The sequence below is a fragment of the Actinomadura scrupuli genome, assembly GCF_050971785.1.
Classification (GTDB): Bacteria; Actinomycetota; Actinomycetes; order Streptosporangiales; family Streptosporangiaceae; genus Actinomadura_E; species Actinomadura_E scrupuli.
Genome location: NZ_JBPCCU010000009.1, coordinates 320,691 through 343,347 on the forward strand (window position 1 = coordinate 320,691; position 22,657 = coordinate 343,347).

General features: G+C 71.9%; 24 protein-coding genes. 7 read left to right on the forward strand and 17 right to left on the reverse strand.

Translation table 11 applies throughout. The features are described 5' to 3' along the window. Nucleotides 1-36: 36 nt before the first annotated feature. The 8 genes from ACRYCC_RS33950 to ACRYCC_RS33985 all read right to left on the reverse strand — a co-directional run bounded on the left by ACRYCC_RS33950 (nucleotide 37) and on the right by ACRYCC_RS33985 (nucleotide 7,767). Nucleotides 37-807 (reverse strand): Rv3654c family TadE-like protein, encoded by a 771-nt coding sequence (locus tag ACRYCC_RS33950; protein WP_433817917.1) that lies wholly within the window; start codon nucleotides 805-807, stop codon nucleotides 37-39. Nucleotides 808-1,228: 421 nt separating this feature from the next. Further along, a complete protein-coding gene (locus ACRYCC_RS33955) occupies nucleotides 1,229-1,618 on the reverse strand; it encodes a TadE family type IV pilus minor pilin (RefSeq protein ID WP_433817918.1) in 390 nt (129 codons plus the stop codon). A 74-nt stretch (nucleotides 1,619-1,692) separates the two neighbouring features. Next, nucleotides 1,693-1,896: a DUF4244 domain-containing protein gene (locus ACRYCC_RS33960; RefSeq protein ID WP_433817919.1), complete on the reverse strand. Its 204-nt coding sequence runs from the start codon at nucleotides 1,894-1,896 to the stop codon at nucleotides 1,693-1,695. 147 nt (nucleotides 1,897-2,043) lie between these two features. Then, nucleotides 2,044-2,673, reverse strand: coding sequence for a type II secretion system F family protein (locus tag ACRYCC_RS33965; RefSeq protein ID WP_433817920.1), 630 nt, complete (start codon nucleotides 2,671-2,673; stop codon nucleotides 2,044-2,046). Nucleotides 2,674-2,819: 146 nt separating this feature from the next. After that, nucleotides 2,820-3,632 (reverse strand): type II secretion system F family protein, encoded by an 813-nt coding sequence (locus ACRYCC_RS33970; RefSeq protein WP_433817921.1) that lies wholly within the window; start codon nucleotides 3,630-3,632, stop codon nucleotides 2,820-2,822. Continuing rightward, nucleotides 3,629-4,873: a TadA family conjugal transfer-associated ATPase gene (locus ACRYCC_RS33975; RefSeq protein WP_433817922.1), complete on the reverse strand. Its 1,245-nt coding sequence runs from the start codon at nucleotides 4,871-4,873 to the stop codon at nucleotides 3,629-3,631. The genes ACRYCC_RS33970 and ACRYCC_RS33975 overlap by 4 nt, the downstream gene beginning before the upstream one ends. Next, nucleotides 4,870-5,958: a septum site-determining protein Ssd gene (gene ssd, locus ACRYCC_RS33980; RefSeq protein WP_433817924.1), complete on the reverse strand. Its 1,089-nt coding sequence runs from the start codon at nucleotides 5,956-5,958 to the stop codon at nucleotides 4,870-4,872. Before ssd ends, ACRYCC_RS33975 begins: the two co-directional genes overlap by 4 nt. A 996-nt stretch (nucleotides 5,959-6,954) precedes the next feature. Then, on the reverse strand, nucleotides 6,955-7,767 hold the full coding sequence (locus ACRYCC_RS33985) for a Fic family protein (protein WP_433817926.1): 813 nt from the start codon (nucleotides 7,765-7,767) through the stop codon (nucleotides 6,955-6,957). A 295-nt stretch (nucleotides 7,768-8,062) separates the two neighbouring features. On the opposite strand from ACRYCC_RS33985, the gene acs reads away from it, so the two are divergent. From acs to ACRYCC_RS34005, 4 genes are all read left to right on the forward strand, one after another. Further along, complete coding sequence (gene acs, locus ACRYCC_RS33990) at nucleotides 8,063-10,024, forward strand: acetate--CoA ligase (RefSeq protein ID WP_433817927.1); 1,962 nt, start codon at nucleotides 8,063-8,065, stop codon at nucleotides 10,022-10,024. A 354-nt stretch (nucleotides 10,025-10,378) separates the two neighbouring features. Further along, entirely contained in the window at nucleotides 10,379-10,810 is a 432-nt protein-coding gene (locus tag ACRYCC_RS33995; RefSeq protein WP_433817928.1) for a phage holin family protein, read from the forward strand. 7 nt (nucleotides 10,811-10,817) lie between these two features. Further along, complete coding sequence (locus tag ACRYCC_RS34000) at nucleotides 10,818-11,738, forward strand: alpha/beta fold hydrolase (protein WP_433817930.1); 921 nt, start codon at nucleotides 10,818-10,820, stop codon at nucleotides 11,736-11,738. 76 nt (nucleotides 11,739-11,814) lie between these two features. Beyond that, nucleotides 11,815-12,288: a DUF309 domain-containing protein gene (locus tag ACRYCC_RS34005; protein ID WP_433817932.1), complete on the forward strand. Its 474-nt coding sequence runs from the start codon at nucleotides 11,815-11,817 to the stop codon at nucleotides 12,286-12,288. Nucleotides 12,289-12,314: 26 nt separating this feature from the next. On the opposite strand, the gene ACRYCC_RS34010 is transcribed toward ACRYCC_RS34005, so the two are convergent. The 3 genes from ACRYCC_RS34010 to nth all read right to left on the reverse strand — a co-directional run bounded on the left by ACRYCC_RS34010 (nucleotide 12,315) and on the right by nth (nucleotide 15,171). Next, entirely contained in the window at nucleotides 12,315-13,511 is a 1,197-nt protein-coding gene (locus ACRYCC_RS34010; protein WP_433817934.1) for a MarP family serine protease, read from the reverse strand. Between the two features lie 161 nt (nucleotides 13,512-13,672). After that, nucleotides 13,673-14,377 carry an NUDIX hydrolase gene (locus ACRYCC_RS34015; protein WP_433817936.1) on the reverse strand — a complete coding sequence of 235 codons (705 nt, stop codon included), beginning with the start codon at nucleotides 14,375-14,377 and terminating at the stop codon, nucleotides 13,673-13,675. A gap of 20 nt (nucleotides 14,378-14,397) precedes the next feature. Then, nucleotides 14,398-15,171 (reverse strand): endonuclease III, encoded by a 774-nt coding sequence (gene nth / locus ACRYCC_RS34020; protein ID WP_433818008.1) that lies wholly within the window; start codon nucleotides 15,169-15,171, stop codon nucleotides 14,398-14,400. 28 nt (nucleotides 15,172-15,199) lie between these two features. Between nth and ACRYCC_RS34025 the strand changes: the two genes are divergently transcribed. After that, on the forward strand, nucleotides 15,200-15,925 hold the full coding sequence (locus tag ACRYCC_RS34025; RefSeq protein ID WP_433817938.1) for a Crp/Fnr family transcriptional regulator: 726 nt from the start codon (nucleotides 15,200-15,202) through the stop codon (nucleotides 15,923-15,925). Between the two features lie 15 nt (nucleotides 15,926-15,940). Here ACRYCC_RS34025 and ACRYCC_RS34030 read toward each other — a convergent pair whose 3' ends face one another. From ACRYCC_RS34030 to ACRYCC_RS34050, 5 genes are all read right to left on the reverse strand, one after another. Further along, complete coding sequence (locus tag ACRYCC_RS34030) at nucleotides 15,941-16,849, reverse strand: MBL fold metallo-hydrolase (protein WP_433817939.1); 909 nt, start codon at nucleotides 16,847-16,849, stop codon at nucleotides 15,941-15,943. Further along, nucleotides 16,849-17,709 carry an NUDIX hydrolase gene (locus ACRYCC_RS34035; RefSeq protein WP_433817941.1) on the reverse strand — a complete coding sequence of 287 codons (861 nt, stop codon included), beginning with the start codon at nucleotides 17,707-17,709 and terminating at the stop codon, nucleotides 16,849-16,851. Before ACRYCC_RS34035 ends, ACRYCC_RS34030 begins: the two co-directional genes overlap by 1 nt. Before the next feature lie 191 nt (nucleotides 17,710-17,900). Further along, nucleotides 17,901-18,362, reverse strand: coding sequence for a RidA family protein (locus ACRYCC_RS34040; RefSeq protein ID WP_433817942.1), 462 nt, complete (start codon nucleotides 18,360-18,362; stop codon nucleotides 17,901-17,903). Continuing rightward, a complete protein-coding gene (gene sp36, locus ACRYCC_RS34045; RefSeq protein WP_433817943.1) occupies nucleotides 18,359-18,514 on the reverse strand; it encodes a Sp36 family protein in 156 nt (51 codons plus the stop codon). The genes ACRYCC_RS34040 and sp36 overlap by 4 nt, the downstream gene beginning before the upstream one ends. A gap of 123 nt (nucleotides 18,515-18,637) precedes the next feature. Then, nucleotides 18,638-19,549, reverse strand: coding sequence for a slipin family protein (locus ACRYCC_RS34050; protein WP_433817944.1), 912 nt, complete (start codon nucleotides 19,547-19,549; stop codon nucleotides 18,638-18,640). A gap of 236 nt (nucleotides 19,550-19,785) precedes the next feature. Between ACRYCC_RS34050 and bagA the strand changes: the two genes are divergently transcribed. After that, complete coding sequence (gene bagA / locus ACRYCC_RS34055) at nucleotides 19,786-20,781, forward strand: ATPase BagA (protein WP_433817945.1); 996 nt, start codon at nucleotides 19,786-19,788, stop codon at nucleotides 20,779-20,781. Nucleotides 20,782-20,824: 43 nt separating this feature from the next. Next, nucleotides 20,825-21,997, forward strand: a complete 1,173-nt coding sequence (gene bagB, locus ACRYCC_RS34060) for an ATPase BagB (protein WP_433817947.1) — start codon at nucleotides 20,825-20,827, stop codon at nucleotides 21,995-21,997. A 148-nt stretch (nucleotides 21,998-22,145) separates the two neighbouring features. Here bagB and ACRYCC_RS34065 read toward each other — a convergent pair whose 3' ends face one another. Continuing rightward, nucleotides 22,146-22,472 carry a WhiB family transcriptional regulator gene (locus ACRYCC_RS34065; protein ID WP_433817949.1) on the reverse strand — a complete coding sequence of 109 codons (327 nt, stop codon included), beginning with the start codon at nucleotides 22,470-22,472 and terminating at the stop codon, nucleotides 22,146-22,148. Nucleotides 22,473-22,657 lie beyond the last annotated feature (185 nt).

Below are 22,657 nucleotides of genomic sequence, written 5' to 3' on the forward strand. Positions count from 1 at the left end.
ACCGTCCTCATTGTCACTCTGCGTGCAAGCCGGCATTCAGTCTATTGACGCTGTGTACAACGAATGTCCGGACGACAGGTTACGGGTGGACGTCGAAGAAGATGCTCCCGGGGGTAAGGGAGCCGGACCGGTGGCGTCCACCGCGACCGGAGCCGCCCTGGCCCGGGCCGGGATCCGCAGCGTGACAGGCCAGGCGGGCCCACGGTAGGTCGCCACCACGGACACGTCGGCCAGCCATCCACCGCCATACCGGGGCCCATTTCGCTGGAGTCCGAGCGGTCCAGGTCCACCCTGGGCGCCTGGGCCGGTCCCGTGCTGGCCGAGCCCGCGCCGTCGATACCCACCCCGGGCGCCCGGTTCAAGCCCATCCGGGCCGGTCCCGTGCTGGCTGAGCCCGCGCCGTCGATACCCGTCCTGCACGAGCCGGTTCGAGCCGGCCCCTGGCACGACCCTCACGACGCAGCCGGTCAGCCGCGCCCCTGTGCCGGCGGCGACGGTGGCCGCGATCCGACAGGCCACGGCGGGGCCCTCCGCCGCATGCGCCGCTGCGGCCAAGGCGGCCCCGTCGGCCGCGGCGTGCGCCCGATGCCGGGCCGCGCGTACGCCACCGGCCACCATCGTCGTGATCGCGACCAGCCAGATCAGCGCCATCAGGCCCACCACCCAGATCGTGCCGGAGCCCTCGTCCGGGCGACGGCTCTCACGACGCCCATGACGTCGTCCACGGTGTGACCGGAGGGTTCGCCGGTCACCGCCCACCGGACCTCCTCCGAACCGGCGAGAAGAGAGCCGGTGGGCGGCGCTCACGCGATCACACCCTCAGGCCGGTCGGTGCACCACCGCACCGGCCGGGTCGCGGACCACCGGTGATCAACGATCGCCGCCGACGCGGACACCGAACAGCGAGCCCGGCGACGCCCGTGTGGACAGAATCCGGCGGGTCGCCGAAGGGGGCGGACAACCGAACCGGCCCCGGCCGCAGGCCTGAACCGACGCGTTTCACCGGCACACCTGCCCACCCTTGGAACACTCCGAAGTCCTGTCCACGACTCATGAGGTCACACCGTTCAGTCATGACGTCCCGTCCATCACGAGCGAGGTCCTTCCTCCACACCTTCGGTCCCTCCTCCATCACGTACGAGGTCTCGTCCATCACGTACGAGGTCTCGTCCTTGAGCCGTGCAGGCCGTCACTCGGGAACCCCTCCCCACTCACGCACTCCCGTCGGTCACTCAGGGGGATCCGATTCCTCACCTGGCCGGATCCGCCTGCCATCGGCGGGCTCGGGGGCGTCTACTCCCGGCTCCGTCGCCGCCAGTGCGTGGGCCCGGACGGTGAGGGCGGGGAATCCCGTAAGAGCGGGCGGCCGCAGCGACACCTGGACGGCGACCGTGGTGGTGTCCCTGCCCCGGCGAATCTCGGCTTTCGCCCCGGCGGGAGCCGCCCGCTCGACGACCGCCTGGACGGCGGGCAGGGACTCGCCCCGCGCGGCCGCTCGGGCACCGGCTCGCACCGCGTCGACACAGGCGACCTGTGCCGATGCGGTGGTGATCCCCCAGAGGGCGGCGACGGTGACCAGCATCAGCGCGGGCAGCGCGACCGCGATCTCGATGGTCACCGACCCGTCGTCACCTGGACCCGGACCCGCCGCGCCGCCAAGCCGGTGCCGGCACCGACGCCAGGGCATCGCCGTCACCCGGCCAGCTGAAGCGCCTTCTTGATGATCCCTAAGAGCAGTTGCCTCACCTCCGGGCTGGTGACCAGCTTGAACAACAGGCCGGCGAAGGCCGCCGCCGCGACCGTGCCGACCGCGTACTCCGCCGTGGACATCCCCAAGTCCCGCGCCGTCCGGCGCCGCTGGGCGATCTTCAAGCGGACCGCTGAGTGGATCTGCATCTGCGACCTCCATCGCATCGGGCTCTCGCCTTGTGCCGGGGCGGCTCACCGCCCCCACGACCAAGCCTGAGCCGAGCGGCCCTCCCCCACCAGATGAACCGGCTCCTGTGGATAAGCCCTGTGGACAACTCGCGGGAGGGGGCTCTGTCAGGGCAACAGCACCGTGGCGGCGATCCCGGCGACCGCGGGGACGATGCCGAGCAGCACGAAGGCGGGCAGGAAGCACAGCCCCAGGGGTGCCACCGCCCGGATGCCGGCCGCCCGGGCCCGGGCGGTGGCCGCCGCGCGAGCGGACCTGCGCTGATCCTGCGCCAGCCGGGCCAGCGCGGGCGCGAGGGAGGATCCGCTGTTCACAGCGCGTGCGACCGTGCGGGCCAGCTCCGACAGGGCCGGCTCGCGGGTCAGCGCCAGCCAGGCGGTCGCGGGGTCGGCGCCCAGCCTGACCTGCGCGGCGACCCCCCGCAGCTCCTCGCCGAGCGGACCGCCGAGTGCCGTGGCCACGGCCTCCACTGCGGCGCCCCAGGGGGTGCCGCCACGCAGGCAGGCGGCGAGCAGGTCGACCGCGATCGGTATGTCCGCGATGAGGCGGGCTCTGCGTTGCCGGAGCTGCCGTGGCTCCGGCCGGGCCGACACCCGGAGGCAGACCACGGCCACCACGGCTCCGGCTATCAGCCCGAAGAGTCCTCCCAGCGCGAGGGCACAGGCGATGCCGGCCAGCGCCGCCATGCCCCGGCGCCGCAGCGCGCTCGGACTCCCCGCGGCAGCCTGCTTGTCCACAGCCTGTGGACAAGCAGGCCGACGGTCAGGCGACCAGCCGGAAGGAGACCGGCCGGCCGGGAGTAATCGCTCCAGCCGCCGAACGGCCGGCTCCGTGCCGGGCACCAGCGCTCCCGCCACCGCCGCGCACATCATCGCCCACACCATCATCGGGCCGCCTCCGCCGCGGCCACCAGGCGCCGGGTCCACCACAGGCCGAGCGCGTCGAGACCTCCGCCGAGGACCAGGCAGATCACCCCCGGCAGGGTCCCGAAGAGGAACGACAGCGGATGCGCGCCCAGCGCCGCCCCCATGGCCAGGCCGAGCACCGGCAGCCCGGCCAGCAGCCGGGCGGTGGCCCTGGGCCCGGCCAGCTGGGCCGCGATCTCCTCCCGGTGCGCCTCCTCATCGCGGAGCGCGGCGGCCAGCCCATCGACGACCGAGGCGAACGTGCCACCGCGCTCGGCACCGATCCGCCAGCAGGCCGCGAGCGGCCGCAACCCCTGTGCCCCGGGGAGGCGGGCCACCCGCTCCAGCATCTCCGGGATCTCGAGACCCGCCGGCGGCACGCCGGAGGGCCCGACGCCGGCGCCTCCCGCCCATTCCGCTCGCAGCACGGCCGCCGGCTCGGGTTCGAGCGCCGCGATCGCCTCCGCCAGCGCCGGCTCCTGCGCCCGGCCGGCGGCCAGCTCGGCACCGACGCCGTCGCACAGCGCGATGACGGCGATCCGCCACCGCGCCTCCTGCCGCCGCCCGGCCCGCCACGAGGTCACCGCGGCTCCCAGCCGGCGGGCGAGCTCCCGCGCCGGATCGAGCGGCGACCCCCCGGCGGACGCCGATCCCGGCTGATGCGCGGTCTCGTGCGAACCGTCCGCGGAGCCGAGCACGCGGCGTAGCCGAAGGACCGAACGGCCGGGAAGCAACAGCGACCACACCGCCGCCGCCGCGCACAGACCGGCCGCCACCACCGTCAGCGTCATCCGGCGCCACTCCAGCCGGGCCCACGCCCCCGAGGATGCCAACGACCGTCGAGCGTGTCCGCCAGGGCTCCCATGCCCGGGCCGGGCCGTACAGCGCCGTCCGGCTCGAACGACAGCGCCGGCACGGCACCGACCAGCCCGTCGGGGCCACGGCGCAACAGGCACACCTCCGCCACCCTGCGCCGTCCGCCGCCGGCCTCCCTGGTGAGGTGGACGACCACGTCCAGGGCCGCCGCGAGCTGGCTGTGCACCGCCTCCCGGCTCAGCCCGGCGGCACAGGCGAGCGCCTCCAGCCGGGCGGGCACGTCCGCGGCGGCGTTGGCGTGCAGCGTCGCGCAGCCGCCCTCGTGGCCGGTGTTGAGAGCGGCCAGCAGGTCCACGACCTCGCCGCCACGGACCTCGCCGACCACCAGCCGGTCGGGACGCATGCGCAGCGCCTGCCGGACCAGGTGGTGCAGGGTGATCTCGCCCGCGCCCTCCACGTTGGGCGGGCGCGCCTCCAGCCGCACGACGTGGTGGTGCGCGGGCCTCAGCTCAGCGGAGTCCTCGACCAGCACCAATCGCTCGTCCGGGCCGGCCAGCGACAGCAGGCTCGACAACAGGGTCGTCTTGCCGGTGCCGGTGCCGCCGGTGACCAGGAAGGCCAGCCTCGCCGCGACCAGCGCGGCCAGCAGCGCCGCACCCGCCTCGGGCACGGCTCCGCTCGCCACCAGCTCGCCGAGCGTGAACGCCCGGCGTCTCGGCAGCCGCAGCGAGAGGCAGGGGCCGTCCACCGCCACCGGCGGCAGCACCGCGTGCAGCCGGATGCCGCCGGGAAGCCGCGCATCCGCGTACGGGGACGCGTCGTCGAGGCGCCGCCCGGCCGCCGCCGCGAGCCGTTGCGCCAGCCGCCGCACAGCCGCCCCGTCCGGAAAGGTGACGGGTGTCCGGACCAGGCCCGTGCCCGTGTCGACCCACACCTCGGCGGGCCCGTTCACCAGTACGTCGGTGACCTGAGGATCACTCAGCAGAGGCTCCAGCGGCCCCGCTCCCACCAGGTCGGCGCGCAGCTCATCGACGAGCGTCAGCACCTCCACGTCGCCGAGGACGCCCTCCTCCGCACGCAGTGCCGCCGCCACCTGTGCGGCGGTGGCCTCGGCCCCGGCGTCGGCGAGCCTCCCCCGGACGGCCTCGACCCGCGTGCCCGGAGTCGCTCTGCCGGACCGGTCCGGCCGGGCGGTGCCGCCCGCGGGGCTCGTCATGCCGCCGCCCGGGCGGGACGCGGGAGCTCGTCGACCAGCCGGCCACAGAGCTCGGGCAGGCTGCCCCGGCGGCTCACCTTCCGCAGGTCACCCCGCTCGAGTGCGGTGCCGATCCGCCGATCGCCCACCACCTCCCCGGCCAGCGGCAACTGCAGCGCCGCCGCGACGGCCCCGGCGGAAAGCCCGTCGGGGGCCGGGCCGCGCACGACCAGGCGCAGGTCGTGGCAGTAAGGCCGCAGCCCGGCCGCGACCCGATCGGCCGCCACGGTGGCCCGCACCTCCGCGGGCACCACCAGCACCGTCGCATCGGCCGCCAGCAGAGCCTCCATGCCCGCCTCACCCGGCTGCCGTGCCAGGTCCGCGACGATCAGATCGAACGCACCGGCGGCGGCGCGCAGCACCGAGCGCATCGCCGCCGCCCCGATGGGCTCGGTGGCTCCCCGGTGCCAGGAGAGCACCGCCAGCTCGCCCGGCCCGCGGTGACGCCGGACGGTCGTCCTGGGCAGCGACCCGGCCAGGGCCGAGCCGCTCAACCGGCCCCGCAGCCCGGCGAACTCGGGCCACCGGGCACCCTCGGCCCGCTCCAGCCCCAGTGCCAGATCGAGCCCGCCGCCGAGCGGGTCACCGTCGACGAGCAGTGTCCGGAGCCCCCGGCGCATCGCGACCAGCCCCAGCACCGAGGCCAGCGCGCTCGCACCGGCACCGCCCCGCCCGCCCACCACGCACAGGCCGGTGGTGCGGCCGTCCGCCGGCTCGGCGGCCTCGGCGATGCGGCCGGCCAGCCACTCCTCCCGATCCGGCAGCACCGCGACGTCCTGCGCTCCGAGCTCGATCGCCTGGCGGTACACCTCGGGGCCCTGCTCCCCGGAGGCCACCAGGACGACCCCCGGACGCCGGGGCGAGCCGTACAGCCGGTCGGCCAGCTCGGCGCCGACCAGCAGCAGCGGCACACTGTGCCAGGCCAGCCGGACCTGCTCGAGATCGCGGGCCACGCCGGCGGCCACATCCGCGGCGGCGGCCAGCCGCAGCAATCGGTCGGACAGCCACGGATCGGCCGTCACGATCAGCACGACAGGGGTGGTCATCGGCGCTCCACCGGCTCGGCATCGGGACCTTCAGCGTGCGCCGATCGCCGGGACGGGCGGAAGGGTTTCCCCAGCCTGTGGATAACCCTGGTGACGGCATATCCCGTCGGGCCGATGGTAAAGAGGGAAACTCATTGACCACCGGACAGCCGACGACCCCCGCCGGGGGGGAGAGCGGGGGTCGTCGTACGGTCCGGCTCCGGGGGGGTAGAGCCGGGCCGTTTTCCAGAAAAGTCTTCGGACTTGGCTGGCAAAGGGAGGCTAGGTCAAGTCTCGAGAGAGTAAACCTAGCGCCTGCAGTCTAGGCAGATACAACATATGCTGCCCGATCCATGCGAGTTCCGTCGAGCAGAAGAGTTCCTTCGGGTTCGTTTTTTTCTCCTTCAGTAGTGGTGATCCCTCCTTCGGCCAGGGACACAGGGCAAATGCAACATGCATATGTCAGGTCGCCGCCACGGTCCGCACCGGAGTGGCCTGCCAAAACCGTCATTATCGGGTCATTGTCCGCCGAAGGCGGCGAACGGCACCGAGCCATGCGGATTGTGATCACAGCCAGTGATCGAATTCAGTGATCTTCTGCTCAGTGGAAAACGCGGGGCGAGACCCCGGCGGCCCCAGGGGTCCCGTGCCGCACACATCCCCCGGATCGGCCGTCCGGCGGCCGGGCCGCCGCCGGAGAATCCCAGTTTTGTGGTTCGGGGCTTGTCAACTGGGCGAATGAGGCGTAGACAGGTGTCAAGGACCAAGTGTCCGAGCACGTCAACCGGTGTACCCACGCGCGACCAGCCGCGGGAGGCGCGTCGAGGCGGGCTTGTCCCGTCCGACGAATACAGGTGCACGCTTGGTAACCCGGGGTGACGTGACGGCGACGGCGCTCCCTGGATAGGGGCGCCGTTCGCTTGTGCCCGCCGAGCCGGCCCACCGATACCGCGCCCGACGCCGGAGCACCCCCACCCCGGCACCGATACAAGACACCCGGCCCGGCATCGAGGCCGCTCAGCCGCGCAGGAACGCCTCGCAGATGGCGAGCGAGTCGCGGGCCGCCACGGCGACCGAGTCGGCGCAATGGCGGATCCAGGCGGCGACCCCGTCGGGTGTGCCCGCCACGTAGCCGCGCAGCGCTAGGGCGTACTCGTCGGCGAGCTCGGCGTGTCCCACCTCCGGCGCGGTGAGGGACTTCGGGTCCAGGCCGCGTTCGACCAGCGTGAGCCGCTGTGCCGCGCGGGCCACGATCCCGTCACCCCAGCCGAAGGGCCGCAGCGCCAGCAGCTCGCCGTGCACCAGAGCCGCCACGACGAGCGCCGGAGCCTGGGTGGGCCGGGTGAGCAGGCCGCTGAGGCTCTCCAGCCGGGCCGCGACCTCGGCAGGGCTCGGCGGGGTGCCGAGCTTCAGCACATCGGAGGCGTCCTGGCCCGCCGAACGCGGCCGGCCGAGCTCATCGGCGCCCACGGCGTCCGCCGCCGCCAGCACGTGCAGCCGGGCGAGAACCTGACGCGGCGCCTGCCGCCAGGTGCCGGCCAGCGTGCCGAGCTCCGCGGAGACCCGCAGGCTGCCCTGCACGACGGCGTCGGGCTCACCGGAAGGGCCGGAGGAGCCCGCAGAGCCGCGCAGCGCGTCGAGCGGCACGTCCGTACCCTCCAGCGCCGCGGAGGCCCGCGCCCCGCGCAGCGCGGACTCGGCCGACACCTCGGCGCTGCGCCGGCGCAGGATCCGGTGGCCGAGCAGACGGTCCACCGCCCCGCGCGCGTCGGCGACGGCGTCGGCCACTCCGGGCAGCCGCGCCACTTGGGCAAAGGGGTCGTCGCTCACCCGACAGACCCTACCGAGCGGGCCACCGTGCCCGGACTACCCCGCACCCTGGGACGCCCGGCCCGGCTCACGCCCACCGGTACGGGCCGTACGCAGGAGCGGTATGCGCCCTTGGCTCCACTCGATCGAATAGGCATGTCAGAGGTGGTATGACAGATCTGTTGTGTTCCCCATCACCTAGCATCCTTATCCGGAGTCGTGTCCACCCCCCGGCACTTGTGAGCCTGCGGCCTCCCTGATGGGGTAGGGCCAGAAACCGGGCGCGCCTCAGCTCTTCCGCTTCGAAGGAGTACGCGTGAGTCAAGAGACACTGTCGAACCTGCTGAGCGAGAACCGGCGCTTCGCCCCCCCGCCCGAGCTCGCGGCGTCGGCGAACGTGACCGCGGAGGCGTACGAGGAGGCGGCTGCGGACCGGCTCGCGTTCTGGGCCGCGCAGGCCGACCGGCTGACCTGGGCCAAGCGGTGGGACACCGTGCTCGACTGGAGCACGCCCCCCTTCGCGAAGTGGTTCGTGGGCGGGGAGCTCAACGTCGCCTACAACTGCGTGGACCGGCACGTCGAAGCCGGCCGGGGCGCCAAGGTGGCCATCCACTGGGAGGGCGAGCCGGAGGGCGACTCCCGCACCATCACCTACGCCGACCTGCGGCGGGAGGTCTGCAAGGCCGCCAACGCGCTGCTCGAGCTGGGGGTGCGCAAGGGCGACCGCGTCGCCATCTACCTGCCGATGATCCCCGAGGCCGTGGTCTCCATGCTGGCCTGCGCCCGCATCGGCGCGACCCACTCGGTCGTCTTCGGCGGTTTCAGCGCCGAGGCACTCCGGACCCGGATCGACGACGCCGACGCCAAGCTGGTCATCACCTCCGACGGCGGCTACCGGCGGGGCAAGCCGTCCGCCCTGAAGCCGACCGTCGACGAGGCGGTCGCGGCCACGAGCTCGGTGGAGCACGTACTGGTCGTCAGGCGTACCGGTGAGGAGGTCGCCGAGACCGCCAAGGACGTCTGGTGGCACGACATCGTGGACCGGCAGAGCGACGAGCACACTCCCGAGCCGCACGACTCCGAGCACCCGCTCTACATCCTCTACACCTCCGGCACCACCGGTAAGCCCAAGGGGATCCTGCACACCACCGGCGGGTACCTCACCCAGGCCGCCTACACGCACCACGCGGTCTTCGACCTCAAGCCCGAGACCGACGTGTACTGGTGCTCGGCGGACATCGGCTGGGTGACCGGCCACTCCTACATCGTCTACGGCCCGCTGGCCAACGGCGCGACCCAGGTGATGTACGAGGGCACGCCGGACACCCCGCACCGGGGCCGCTGGTGGGAGATCATCCAGAAGCACAAGGTCACGATCTTCTACACCGCGCCGACCGCGATCCGCACGTTCATGAAGTGGGGCGACGACATCCCCGCCCAGTACGACCTGAGCAGCCTGCGGGTGCTGGGCAGCGTCGGCGAGCCGATCAACCCCGAGGCCTACGTCTGGTACCGCATGCACATCGGCGGAGATCGCTGCCCGGTGGTGGACACCTGGTGGCAGACCGAGACCGGCGCCATCATGATCAGCCCGTTGCCGGGGGTGACCCACGGCAAGCCCGGCGCCGCGATGCGGCCGCTGCCCGGCATCTCCGCCGACGTGCTCGACGACCAGGCCCAGTCCGTGCCCGACGGCGGCGGCGGTTTCCTGGTGCTCCAGGAGCCGTGGCCGTCGATGCTGCGCACCATCTGGGGCGACGACCAGCGGTTCATCGACACCTACTGGTCGCGTTTCGAGGGCTTCTACTTCGCCGGCGACGGGGCCAAGAAGGACGCGGACGGCGACCTGTGGCTGCTCGGCCGGGTCGACGACGTCATGCTCGTCTCCGGCCACAACATCTCCACCACCGAGGTGGAGTCCGCACTGGTCTCGCACCCCAAGGTGGCCGAGGCCGCGGTGACCGGCGCCACCGACCCGGTGACCGGGCAGGCCATCGTCGCGTTCGTCATCCCGCGCGGCAACGCCGAGAACACCGAGGGCGAGGACTTCGTCAAGGAACTCCGCGACCATGTCTCCTCGGTGCTGGGCCCGATCGCCAAGCCTCGCCAGATCATGATCGTGCCGGAGCTGCCCAAGACCCGTTCCGGCAAGATCATGCGGCGGCTGCTCAAGGACGTGGCCGAGAACCGCAGCATCGGGGACGTCACCACGCTCGCCGACAACACGGTGATGGATCTCATCGCCGAGAAGCTCCCCGCGGCCAAGTCCGACGACTGACCCGCACCCGGCAGGACCTGCACCGAACGTCGCGACCATGCGATCGGCCCCGCGCCGATCGCATGGTCGGGATGGGGACGCGCGGACGATTCGCCTGGGTAGCCTGGCAGCAGGGAACTCCACCATTTCGCAGCTCATCGGCGATTTGGCCTACCCAGGAACGGATCGATCCGAAAGAGTGACCCAGGGATCGCCGTCTCGTCGTGCCGGCGACCTGCCGCCACCGTGTTCCGGCCCCGCGTACGTCCAGCGGATCCGGCCGGCAGGGCGGCCGGGTAGGGCCCTCGGGTGGCCTCGAGGTACGGCTGCTGTCAGGCTGTGTGCCCAGTGCCCGCACGGAAAAGGAGAGGCGATATGACCGAGGTACGGCCGGATGAGCACATCGAGGACAAATCGCTCGGTGAACTGGTCGCATTGGCGTCGGGCAATGTCTCCCGCCTGGTCCGGTCGGAGATGGAGCTCGCCAAGCTGGAATTGAAGGGCGACATCAAGAAGGCCGCCTGGGGCGGCACGCTGTTCGGTGTCGCCGGGGTGATCGCCTGCGTGGTCGTCATCCTGTTGTCGATCGCGCTGGCCTACGCGCTGATCGACATGGGCGTCTGGCGCTGGCTCGCCTTCCTGATCGTCTCCCTCGCATACGTGCTGCTGGCCGCGATCCTCTGCGGCATCGGCTACCTGCGCATGCGCAAGATCGGTGGACTGAAGCGCACCCGCCGGACCACCAAGGACGACCTGACCATGCTCCGCCGTGGTGGCGGCGACGAGCAACCCGCCATAGTCAAGTAAGGCAGGTATGACCGCCCTCAACGAGATCGTGCAGATCGACGGCCCGTGGACACACCGGGCCGTCAGCGCGGGCGGAACCCGTTTCCACATCGCCGAGGCGGGCGACGGGCCCCTGGTCCTGCTCCTGCACGGATTCCCGGAGTTCTGGTGGTCCTGGCACAACCAGCTGGTCTCCCTGCCCGCCGCCGGCTACCGGGCCGTGGCGGTGGACCTGCGCGGCTACGGCGGGAGCGACAAGCCACCCCGCGGCTACGACCTGGTGACCCTGGCGAGTGACGCCGCCGGGCTGATCCGCGCGCTCGGCGAGGCCAACGCGGTCATCGTCGGCCACGACTGGGGCGGCCTGCTGGCCTGGACGATGGCGGTCTACCACCCCAAGGTCGTCCAGCGCCTGGTCGCGGTGTCCGCACCGCATCCGCTACGGCTGCGGCAGGCGATCCGGGAGGACCCGAGCGGGCAGGGGTGGGCGTCCCGGGACACGTTCAGGTTCCAGGTGCCCCGCCGGCCGGAGCGGGCCCTGCTGCGGGACGACGCCGCCAAGGTCGGGCGCCTGCTGCGCGACCGGTCGGCGCCGGGCTGGCCCGACGAGCGCACCGAGCGCCTGGTCCGGCGGGCGTTCCAGCTGCCCGGCGTCGCGCACTGCGCCCTGGAGTACCACCGGTGGCTGGTCCGCTCCCAGCCCCGGCCCGACGGGCTGCGCTACAGCCACCGGATGCGCGCTCCGATCCGGGTCCCCACCCTGCACCTGCACGGCTCGCTGGACCCGTACGTCCTGCCGCGCAGCGCACAGGGCTCCGGGCGCTACGTCGAGGCGGCATACCGCTGGAAGCTCATCGAGGGCACCGGGCACTTCCCGCACGAGGAGCGCCCGCGGGCGTTCGACGGCCACCTGCTCGGCTGGCTGGCGGATCCGGAGCCCGAGCGCTGATCCGCGGTGCCGCATCACGGGCGCCGGGACGGGCGGCCCCTGAGTTGGATTACGTTGCATGTGTGAGGAACCTGCCGTGAGAGACAGGGACGCCGCCGGTCAGGCCCGCAACGCACGGCCCCGGGACGCCTACGGGCGGCCGCTGCCGCGTGGCGTGCAGGGCGAGCCCACCATGCCCGACGATCTGGCACTGTCCCCGGCCGACGCGCTCGTGGAGGCCCAGCGGCTGCTCGACGCCGACCGGCCCTTCCACGCTCACGAGGTGCTGGAGTCGGTGTGGAAGGCCGCCCCGGAGGAGGAGCGGGAGCTCTGGCGGGGGCTGGCCCAGCTGGCGGTCGGGCTCACCCATGTACGGCGCGGCAACGCCCGGGGCGCGCGCTCCCTGCTGAGCCGTGGCGCCGACCGGCTGGTGGCCTTCGCGGGAGCGCCGCCGCACGGCCTGGATCTCGACGCGGTGGTCCGGGACGTACGCGCGCTCACCGACCGGCTGGAGACCGAAGACCTGCGGACCGACATGGAGCTGGGCGTGCGCCTCATCGGGCCGCGCTGAACCCCTCGGCCCGCGCGGCCGGCGGGTCAGTCGGAGCAGCCCTGGGTGGAGACGGGCCGGGTGAGGGAGGCACCGGCCGCGGCGTCGGGGGCCACCTCACCGGCGGTCAGCGCGTAGCCGGTGTCCTTGTCGTCCAGCGCGGCGGCGAAGATCACGCCGTAGACGCCGCCGTTCTCGGCCAGCAGCGGGCCACCGGAGTTGCCCGGCTCGACCAGTCCGCGGATGGCGTAGATCTCCCTGAGCACCTGCCCGGAGCGGTAGATGTTGGCGCCCTTGGCCGACTGCTTGGCCCGGATCCGGGCCGCCCTGGTCCGGAAGCCCTCGTTCTTGGGGAAGCCCGCCACGACCGCGGGGTCGCGCGACTGCGCGTGCTCGTCGAACTTCAGCAGCGGCAGGTTGAGGCCCGGCACGTAGAGCACCGCGATGTCCCGGGCCGGGTTGTAGAGCACGACCCTGCCGGAGTACTTGCTGCCGTTCAGCGCGAAGATCTCGGATTTGCCCTTCGCGCCGGCCACCACGTGCGCGTTGGTCATGATGTGGTCCCGCGCGAAGGCGAAGCCGGTGCCCTCGATGCGCCGCTGGCACGACGGGGCGACACTCTGGATCTTCACCACGCTCTGCTGGGCGGCCCGCAACGCGGGGGTGGTGAGCACGTTGGGATCCGGCGGCGGCACGTTGACGATCGGCTCGCCCCCGAGCCCGCCGAACACCTGCTGGAAGCCCGTCTTGGCGACGAACCCCCGGAACGAGGAGAACCAGCCGTCGGCGGCGTCGGGCATGACCCCGTCGACCGCCTTCAGCACCCCCGAGTTGGTCACCTGGTTGCGCAGCGGGGCGAACGGCGAACCGCGCACCGCGCTGCCGATGAACCAGGTGACGATGAGGAGCGAGACCACGCTGACGACCGCCCCACCGGCGGCGTCCACGGCACGGGCGTTGTTGCCCGTCACCCGGTTGCGCAGGACCGCGCCCATGGAAGAGGCGATCAGCTGTCCCAGCGTCGCGGCCATGAAGGCGATCACGATGGCGACCAGCGCCTGCTGGGCGGCACCGTCCACGACGGCCTTGGCCAGCGGCGGCGCGATGAGGGTGCCCAGGACACCGCCGCCCACGAAGCCGACGAAGCTCAGCAGGCCGACGATGAAACCCTGCCGGTAGCCGGACACGCCGAAGAGCGCCACCAGCAGCAGCAGAACCCCGTCGAGGAGATGGTCACCCAGCACGCCTTCACCGTATAGGGAAGCAAGCCGGTCCACGTCCCCTCGCAGAACCACATCCCCGGGGAACCGGTCATTCGGCGGAGTGACCGGGCGTACGGAGCGTCAGCGGCACGAGGCGGACCGCCAGGAGCGCGCCGGCAGGACGCCGGTCGGGCGCCGGGACGTCAGCCGCGTGCGGCGAGCGCCAGGACCTCGGGCGGCAGGTCCTCCACCCGTGCGGGGTCCCAGGAGCGGTCCCACCCGCCCACCTCGAGCACCTGGGTGAGCAGCCCGGCGGTGAACCCCCACACCAGCATGTGCCGCTCGCGTGGCGGAGCGCCCGCGGCCACGAATCGCGATCCCCGCACCTTGAAGGCCGGGCCCGCCAGCCCCGCGGGGTGCCGGACCGTCAGCCTGTTCTGCGGGTCGGCCAGCTCGGCGAGGGGCACCCGCGCCACCGAGGCCACCTCTCCGGGGTCGTAGGCCGACACCTCCGACGGCTCCCGCCACCAGGCCGCCACCGGGGTGATGCGGTAGTCACTCCGGCCGAGGTACAGCTCCGGCAGGGTCACCAGCACCTGCACCCCGGCGGGGTCCAGACCGGTCTCCTCGTGGGCCTCCCGCAGCGCCGCGCCGACCGGGCCGTCGTCGCCCGGGTCGATGCCGCCGCCGGGGAACGCCGGCTGACCTGCGTGCTTGTTGAGATGCGCGGCCCGCTCGATGAGCAGCACGTCCGGGCCTTCGGGCCCCTCCCCGAACAGGATGAGCACCGCCGCGGGACGTGCCCCGGACTCCGGCGGACTCAGGAACGGCGGCACGGTGAGGGACGGCGCCTCGACGCGAAAGCGGTCCAGCCAGGAGGGGGGATGCACCTCTTTGCCAACCGCCACGGGCTCCGGTTCCTTCCCGATCATGAGAAGGGGCCCGGACGGACGAGCTCCAGGGCGGTCTTCTCGTCGGTGGGGCCTTCGCCGTAGGAGGGGCAGAGCCTGGCCAGGGGGCAGGCTCCGCAGGCGGGCCGGCGCGCGTGGCAGACCCGGCGTCCGTGCCAGATCAGCCGGTGCGACAGGATCGTCCATTCCTTGCGCGGGATCAGCGCGCCGACCTCGTGCTCGATCTTCACCGGATCGGTGGAGGTGGTCCAGCCGAAGCGCCGGGAGAGCCGCATGAAGTGCGTGTCCACGGTGATTCCCGGGACGCCGAAGGCGTTGCCGAGCACCACGTTGGCGGTCTTGCGGCCGATGCCGGGCAGCGAGACCAGCTCGGCCAGGGTGTGCGGCACCTCCCCGCCGAACCGGTCGCACAGGATCTGGCCGAGCTTGAGGATGTTGTTGGTCTTGGCCCGGAAGAACCCCGTCGACATGATGATCTTTTCCATCTCCTCGCGGTCGGCCGCGGCGTAGTCGGCCGCCGTCCGGTAGCGCGCGAAGAGGGTCGGCGTGACCATGTTGACCCTGCGGTCCGTACACTGCGCGGAGAGAATCGTCGCGATCACCAACTGGAGCGGATCTTCGAAGTCCAGCTCACAGTGCGCGTCGGGATAAAGTTCTGCAAGCTCACGGTTGATCCGCCGGGCGCGACGGACCAACGCCAGGCGTGTTTCGTGAGTGTTCTGGGACTTTCTGAGGTCTGCGCTGGGCACAGGGCAAGAGTAGGCGGTCTGCCCGTTGATCCGGCGCGCCATGACCCCGGGTTCCCCATCGCGGTGGGACATGCGTCACACTGTGCAGGTAGAGGTTTGGGGAGGAAGCGTGACCGACCGCGACGTGGACGTGCTGAGCAGGGCACCGCTGTTCGAGGCGCTCGACGAGCAGGGCGCCAAGGCGCTTCGCTCCAACGTGACCGAGATCCGGCTCGCCCGTGGCCAGACCCTCTTCAACGAGAACGAGGTGGGCGACCGTCTTTACGTCGTTCTGGAAGGCAAGATCAAGCTGACCCGGACGGCTCCGGACGGCCGGGAGAACCTCCTCAGCGTGCTCGGGCCCAGCGAGATGTTCGGCGAGCTGTCGCTGTTCGACCCCAGGCCCCGGACGGCCAGCGCGATCGCGGTGACCGAGTGCCGGCTGGCCGGGATGGGCCATGACGACCTCCGGCCGTTCCTGACCGGCCATCCCGAAGTCGCCATCTACCTCCTGCGCGCCCTGGCGATGCGGCTGCGCAAGACCAACGACGTCATGGCCGACCTGGTCTTCACCGACGTGCCCGGGCGGGTGGCCAAGGCCCTGCTCGATCTCGCCGAGCGGTTCGGCCAGCCGTCGGACAACGGCCTGCACGTCCATCACGACCTCACCCAGGAGGAGCTGGCGCAGCTCGTCGGGGCCTCCCGGGAGACCGTCAACAAGGCGCTCGCCGACTTCGCCGCCCGTAGCTGGCTGCGCATCGAGGCCCGCGCCGTCGTCATCCTCGACATCGACCGGCTGCGCAAGCGCAGCAAGTAGCGGGACCTGCGCGGCTCAGCCGCCGGTGCCGCCCCGCTCCCGCAGATAGTCGAGCTGGGCGCGTACCGACCACTCGGCGGCGGGCCACAGCGACCTGTCGACGTCGGCGTACACCCGCTCCACCACCTCGCGTGCCGTACGGGCGCCGGCGGCCATCGCGGCCTCCACCTGGGCCAGCCGGTCCCGGCGGTGCCGCAGGTAGTGGTCGAGCGCCCCGGTGGGGTCGTCGAGCTTGGGACCGTGGCCGGGCAGGATCGTCCGGGCCCCCTCCTCCCCGGCGAACTCGCGGAGCCGCTCCAGGGAGTCCAGGTAGTCGCCCAGGCTGCCCTCGACGACCGTGGTGCCGTAGCCGAGCACGGTGTCCCCGGTGAGGATCGCCGAGTCCGCCGGGATCCAGAACGACAGCGAGTCGTCGGAGTGCCCCGGCGTCTCCAGCACCCGCACCTCCAGGCCGCCGAGCGTGACGACCTCGCCCTCGGCCAGCCCCTCGTCACCGAGCCGGTGCCGGGGATCCAGGGCGCGCACGGCCGGGCCGCCCGCCAGCCCGGCGAACTTCCCGGCTCCGGCGGCGTGGTCGGGATGCCCGTGCGTCAGCAGGACCAGGCCGACACGGCGGCCCTGGGCGGCCACCGTGTCCGCGACCCGGCGCAGGTGCTCGCCGTCCTTGGGCCCGGGGTCGACGACGATCGCCTGCTCCGAGCCCGGCTCGGCCAGGATCCACGTGTTGGTGCCGTCCAGCGTCATCGGTGACGGGTTGGGGGCCAGTACGCAGTGGGCCCGTTCCGTCCCCATTCCGTCGATATCGCTCATAGCGCCCATTCTTCCGGCCGCGCCGGTGACCCGCGCCAGGTGCCGGAGCGCGGAGGTCCCGGCCAGCCGGTAGACCACCGCCTGCCGCAGGGAGCGGGCCACGGCGCCACGCATCACTGGCCCGGGTAGTGGTGAGCCGCGTGCTCGGGGAGCACCAGATAGGGCACCCCGTCGACGATCTCGGCGGTCGGCTCGTGCACGACGATCTCCCGGTCGGCCGCCAGCACCGCCGCGACGGAGTCGTACGCCGTCAGATCGGTGAGCGTGGCCAGCGTGGGCGGCAGCATGAACATCTCGCCCCGCTGGGCGGCCTCCACGGCCTCGCCGGGCCGCACCCAGGCCACCCGGTCCGCCTCGGTGCTCACGTCCAGGGCCCGCTGCCCCTCCGGCATGGCCGCGACGAAGAACCTTGTGTCATAGCGCTTGGGCTCGATCGCGGGAGTGATCCAGTGCGCCCACGGCCGGAGCAGGTCCGAGCGCAGCACCAGGCCGCGCCGGTCGAGGAACTCCGCGAACGACTGCGAGCGGTCCAGCAGCGCCTGCCGGTCGGTCTCCCAGCCCCCGGCGCCCTCGCCGGACATGGTGTCACCGACCACGGAGTCCCCCGTGGGGCCCGCCAGCAGCACCAGCGTCTCCTCGAAGGTCTCCCGCACGGCGGCGCAGACGAGCTCGCGGGCGAGCGTGGCGTCGGCGCCGAAGGCCGTGCCCCACTCCTGCGGCGAGGGCCCCGTCCACCCGGTGCTGCGGTCGCCGTCGCGCGGGTCCACCGAACCGCCGGGGAAGACGTACGCTCCCGGCGCGAAGGCCATCGACGAGACCCGGCGCAGCATGAAGACCTGCAGGCCGTGCTCCCGGTGGTCGCGGAGCACGACCACCGTGGCGGCGTCGCGCGGCTTCGGCGGCTCGATCCGGCCGGCGTGGATGTCCTGGATCCGCTCCAGCCATTCGTCCGGCAGCTTCAGCCCGTTCACCATGCCGCGCTCCCCCGGCCCGGCCGGATCTCCGGCGACCCGGCCAACCGCTGCTTGATTCCCATGGCGGCTAATACCGACATACCGAACCCCATTCCGTCAAGCCGCCGTGATCATGCAATCCATCGTCCAACGATTGCGTGATCACGGAGGAGGCACGGAGGAGCGCGGCGGCCGCACGCGATGGCGGGAGGTCAGGCGACCTCGGCGATGAGCTCGACCTCCACCGGGGCGTTGCGCGGCAGCACCAGGACGCCGACGGCGCTGCGGGCGTGCCGTCCGGCGTCCCCGAAGACGCTGCCGAGCAGATCGCTGGCGCCGTTGATCACCTGCGGCTGACCGTAGAAGTCGTGCGCGCTGGCCACGAAGCCGACGACCTTGACGATGCGCTTGATCTTCGACAGCTCGCCCGTCTCGGCCCGCAGCGCGGCGATGGCGTTGAGCGCGCAGATCGCGGCCAGCTCGGCGGCGCGCTCCGCGGTGACCTCCAGGCCCACCTTGCCCACGGCGGCCAGCTCGCCCTTGACGATGGGCAGCTGCCCGGCGGTGTAGACGTACGGGCCGCTGCGGGCGGCGGGAACGTACGACGCCAGGGGCGGCACCACGTCCGGGAGCTCCAGGCCCAGCTCGGCGAGGCGTTCCTCGGGTGTGCTCACGTCAGCTCGCGCTTGAAGTAGGCCACCAGGTTCTCCGGGGTCGGGCCCGGAATGACGGTGACCAGTTCCCAGCCGTCCTGGCCCCAGTTGTCCAGGATCTGCTTGGTGACATGGACCAGCAGCGGAACGGTCGCGTACTCCCACTTCTTCATGGGCCCAACCCTAACGATGCGCGGGTCCCCCGTGCGACAGGGCCGCGTGAGGAGCCACAGGCCGCCCTGAGGTCACAGGGGCACCAAGGGGGCACCCCCGTCACCGCAGGACGGCTCGGAGGCCTACAGGCTCTCGGGGCGGGCTTGCGGCTCGACCTCGGGCGAGGCCTCGATCGGGGGCATGTCGCCGACGGGCTCGATGGGAGGCAGCAGCTCCTCCTCCAGCGGCGTGGCCGGGGTCGGCTCCCGGTCGCCGGCGGCCGCCGGCTCGGCCGGCGCCATCCGGTCGAAGAAGCGGAGCATCTCGACCGGCAGCGGCATGACCAGGGTGCTGTTCTTCTCCGCGGCGACCTCCGTGACGGTCTGCAGCAGCCGCAGCTGGAGCGAGGCCGGGTCCTTGGACAGCTCGTGCGCGGCGGCGGCCAGCCGCTTGGAGGCCTGGTACTCACCGTCGGCCGTGATGATGCGGGCCCGCCGCTCCCGCTCCGCCTCGGCCTGCCGCGCCATCGACCGCTTCATGCCCTCCGGCAGCGAGACGTCCTTGATCTCGACTCGCTCGACCCGCACACCCCACGGGTTCTCGGTCATCTCGTCCATGATCTCGCGCAGCTCGGCGTTGATGGTGTCGCGCTCGGAGAGCAGGGCCTGCATGTCGGCCTTGCCGATCACCGAACGCAGCGACGTCTGCGACACCTGCGAGATCGCGTACGCGTAGTTCTGGATGTTGACGACCGCCTTGATCGGGTCGATGACCCGGAAGTAGACGACCGCGTCCACCCGTACGCTGACGTTGTCCTGGGTGATGCCCTCCTGCGCGGGGACTCCCATGGCGACCGTCTGCATGTTCACCTTCTGCATGCGGTCGACGATCGGCACGATCGTGGTGAGACCCGCCTGGCGAACTCCGTTCAGCTGGACCCGGCCGAACCGGAACACGATGCCCTGCTCGAACTGCTGGACCACCCGGACCGACGTGGCGAGACCCACCAGGACGAAGAAGGCCAGGATTACCAGGAGGACGATTACCGCGCCCATTGCGGTCACCTCTCTCGCGTACCTCACTGTACGGCGCCGGAACCTGCTGGTCCGGCTCCGGTGATGTGACGGCGGCGGCAAGCCGCCGGTTTCGTCGTTTCCCACCCTATTCTCCGGGCACGCTGAGATCAGCGGGCTCGCGTCGACCGGGGGCTCGGACCGGAGGTGGCCAGCGTCACCCCCACCGACCGGGGTAAGAAGGAAGTCCTTGCACAGCGAACGATAATCTGGGTCAAGTGAGCGCGAGAGATACCGATTGGGACGGCGTCCGACTGCACGTCGTCACGGGCAAGGGCGGCACGGGGAAGACCACCGTGGCCGCCGCGCTCGCGCTGGCGCTCGCCGCCGGCGGGCGCAAGGTCCTGCTCGTCGAGGTCGAGGGCCGGCAGGGCATCGCCCAGCTCTTCGACACCCCGCCGCTGCCCTACGAGGAGCGCAAGGTGGCGGTGGCCCCCGAGGGCGGCGAGGTCTACGCCCTGGCCATCGACACCGAAGAGGCGCTCCTGGAGTACCTCGAGATGTTCTACAACCTCAAGCGGGCCGGCAAGGCGCTGAGCAAGCTGGGGGTCGTCGACTTCGTCACCACGATCGCCCCGGGGCTCCGTGACGTGATCCTCACCGGCAAGGCGAGCGAGGCCGTACGGCGCAGGAAGAAGAACGGATCGCGGGTCTACGACGCGGTCGTGATGGACGCCCCGCCGACCGGGCGGATCAGCAAGTTCCTCAACGTCAACACCGAGGTCGCCGGGCTGGCCAAGATGGGGCCCATCCGCAACCACGCCGACACCGTGATGCAGGTGATGCGCAGCCCCGAGACGGCCGTGCACTTCGTCACGCTGCTCGAGGAGATGCCGGTCCAGGAGACCCTGGACGGCGTCGCGGACCTGCACGAGAACGGCATCCCGGTCGGCGGAGTGATCGTCAACATGGAGCGGCCCTCCGTACTCCCCGAAGCGGACCTGGAGGCCGCCGGCGACGGCCGGCTCGACCTCGAGGAGATCACTCGCGGGGTGAAGGCCGCCGGGCTGGAACAGGACGCCGGGCAGATCACCGCGATGCTGGCGGCCGAGGCGGCCGACCGCGCCCAGCGCACCGCGCTGCAGCGGCGCGAGAAGGAGCGGCTGTCCGTGCTGGAGCAGCCCCGCTACGAGCTGCCGCTGCTCACCGAGGGCGTGGACCTCGCCGGGCTCTACGATCTCGCCCAGACCCTGCGCGAGCAGGGCGCGGCATGACCACGGACCCGCGCGAACAGGCACAAAAGAGAGGCACCGTCCGATGAGCCCGAAGGCTCCGCCCGTCCTCGACATCGACCGGCTGATCGACGACCAGCGCACCCGGATCATCGTCTGCTGCGGGTCGGGCGGGGTGGGCAAGACCACGACCGCCGCGGCCCTGGGGCTGCGCGCCGCCCAGCGAGGCCGCGACGTCGTCGTCCTCACCGTGGACCCGGCCCGCCGGCTGGCGCAGTCCATGGGGCTCAGCGAGCTCGACAACAGCCCGCGCCGGATCGAGGGGTTCGAGGGCGACGGCGAGCTGCACGCCATGATGCTCGACATGAAGCGCACCTTCGACGAGATCGTCGAGGCGCACTCGGATCCGGACCGCGCCAAGCAGATCCTGGCCAACCCCTTCTACCAGTCGCTGTCGTCCAGCCTGTCCGGGACGCAGGAGTACATGGCGATGGAGAAGCTCGGCCAGCTGCACCGGTCGGGCGCCTGGGACCTCATCGTGGTCGACACCCCGCCGTCGCGTAACGCCCTGGACTTCCTGGACGCACCGGAGCGCATGGGCAGGTTCCTGGACGGCCGCTTCATGAAGATCCTCGCGGCCCCGGCCAAGACCGGCGGCCGGCTGGGGGTCAAGATGCTCAGCGCCGGGTTCAGCATGTTCACCAGCGTGGTCAACAAGGTCATCGGCGTCCAGCTGCTCAGGGACGTCCAGACGTTCGTGGCGGCCTTCGACACGATGTTCGGCGGCTTCCGGGAACGCGCCCAGAAGACCTACGAGCTCCTGCAGACCCCGGGCACGGCCTTCCTGGTCGTCGCCTCGCCGGAGCCGGACGCGCTACGGGAGGCGTCGTACTTCGTGGAACGACTCGCCGCGGAACGGATGCCGCTGGCGGGTCTGGTGGTCAACCGGGTCCACGAGGTGGGCCACGAGGCCGGGGACGAGCCGGCGGTCTCGACGCTGTCGGCCGCGCGGAGCCAGGCCGCCGCGGAGATGCTCACCGAACGCGGCGAGCACACCCTGACGGCCGCCCTGCTCCGGCTGCACGCCGAGCGCATGCTGCTCGCGGCCCGGGAGGCCCGGCTGCGCGAGCACTTCTGCTCGGCTCATCCGACGGTGCCGGTGGTCGCGGTGCCCGCGCAGTCCGAGGACGTCCACGACCTGGACGGGCTGGGCCTGGTCGGCGAGGCCCTGGGCACCCCCCTCGAGCCCGCCGCCTGACCTGCCGGCACTCGATGCCGACACCCGACGTCGGCCCGGCACCCGAAGTCGACACAAATGGATCTTGGCTGGGAGCAGACGGCTCCCAGCCAAGATCCATTGAAACGAGCGACACATCCGACTGGGGGCCGGGGGCCTGCAGGCTCGGTCAGCTTGCGACGAGCTCGTCCACGTCCACGTCTGCATCCGTGTCATCCGTGGACCGCTCGTACTCTTCCTTCGCGGTTTCCAACAGGTCACGCCAGGATGTGACATCCGGGCGCCTCCGCATCAGAGCACGCCGTTCCCTCTCGGTCATACCACCCCAGACACCGAATTCAATTCGGTTGTCTAGCGCGTCGGCCAGGCACTCTGTCCGCACTGGACACCCTCGGCAGATGAGCTTGGCCCGGTTCTGGGCCGCTCCCTGCACGAAGAGGGCATCTGGATCCGCGTTACGGCAGGCGGCGCGGGCAGTCCAATCCGTGATCCACATCTTGGCCCCACTCCCCTAGGGTCTTGTGTGTTCTGCGCTCCATGGCCAGTACGGGCGCGGACGTCTGGCCGCCAAACGAAAGCCGTGGGGAAGAACTTACGGAAGCGAGGGGCGATTCAACAGCCCCCAATGGGCCCATTCTCGATATAGCCCGGTGCCGGATCGGACTAGTTACCTGTACCGGG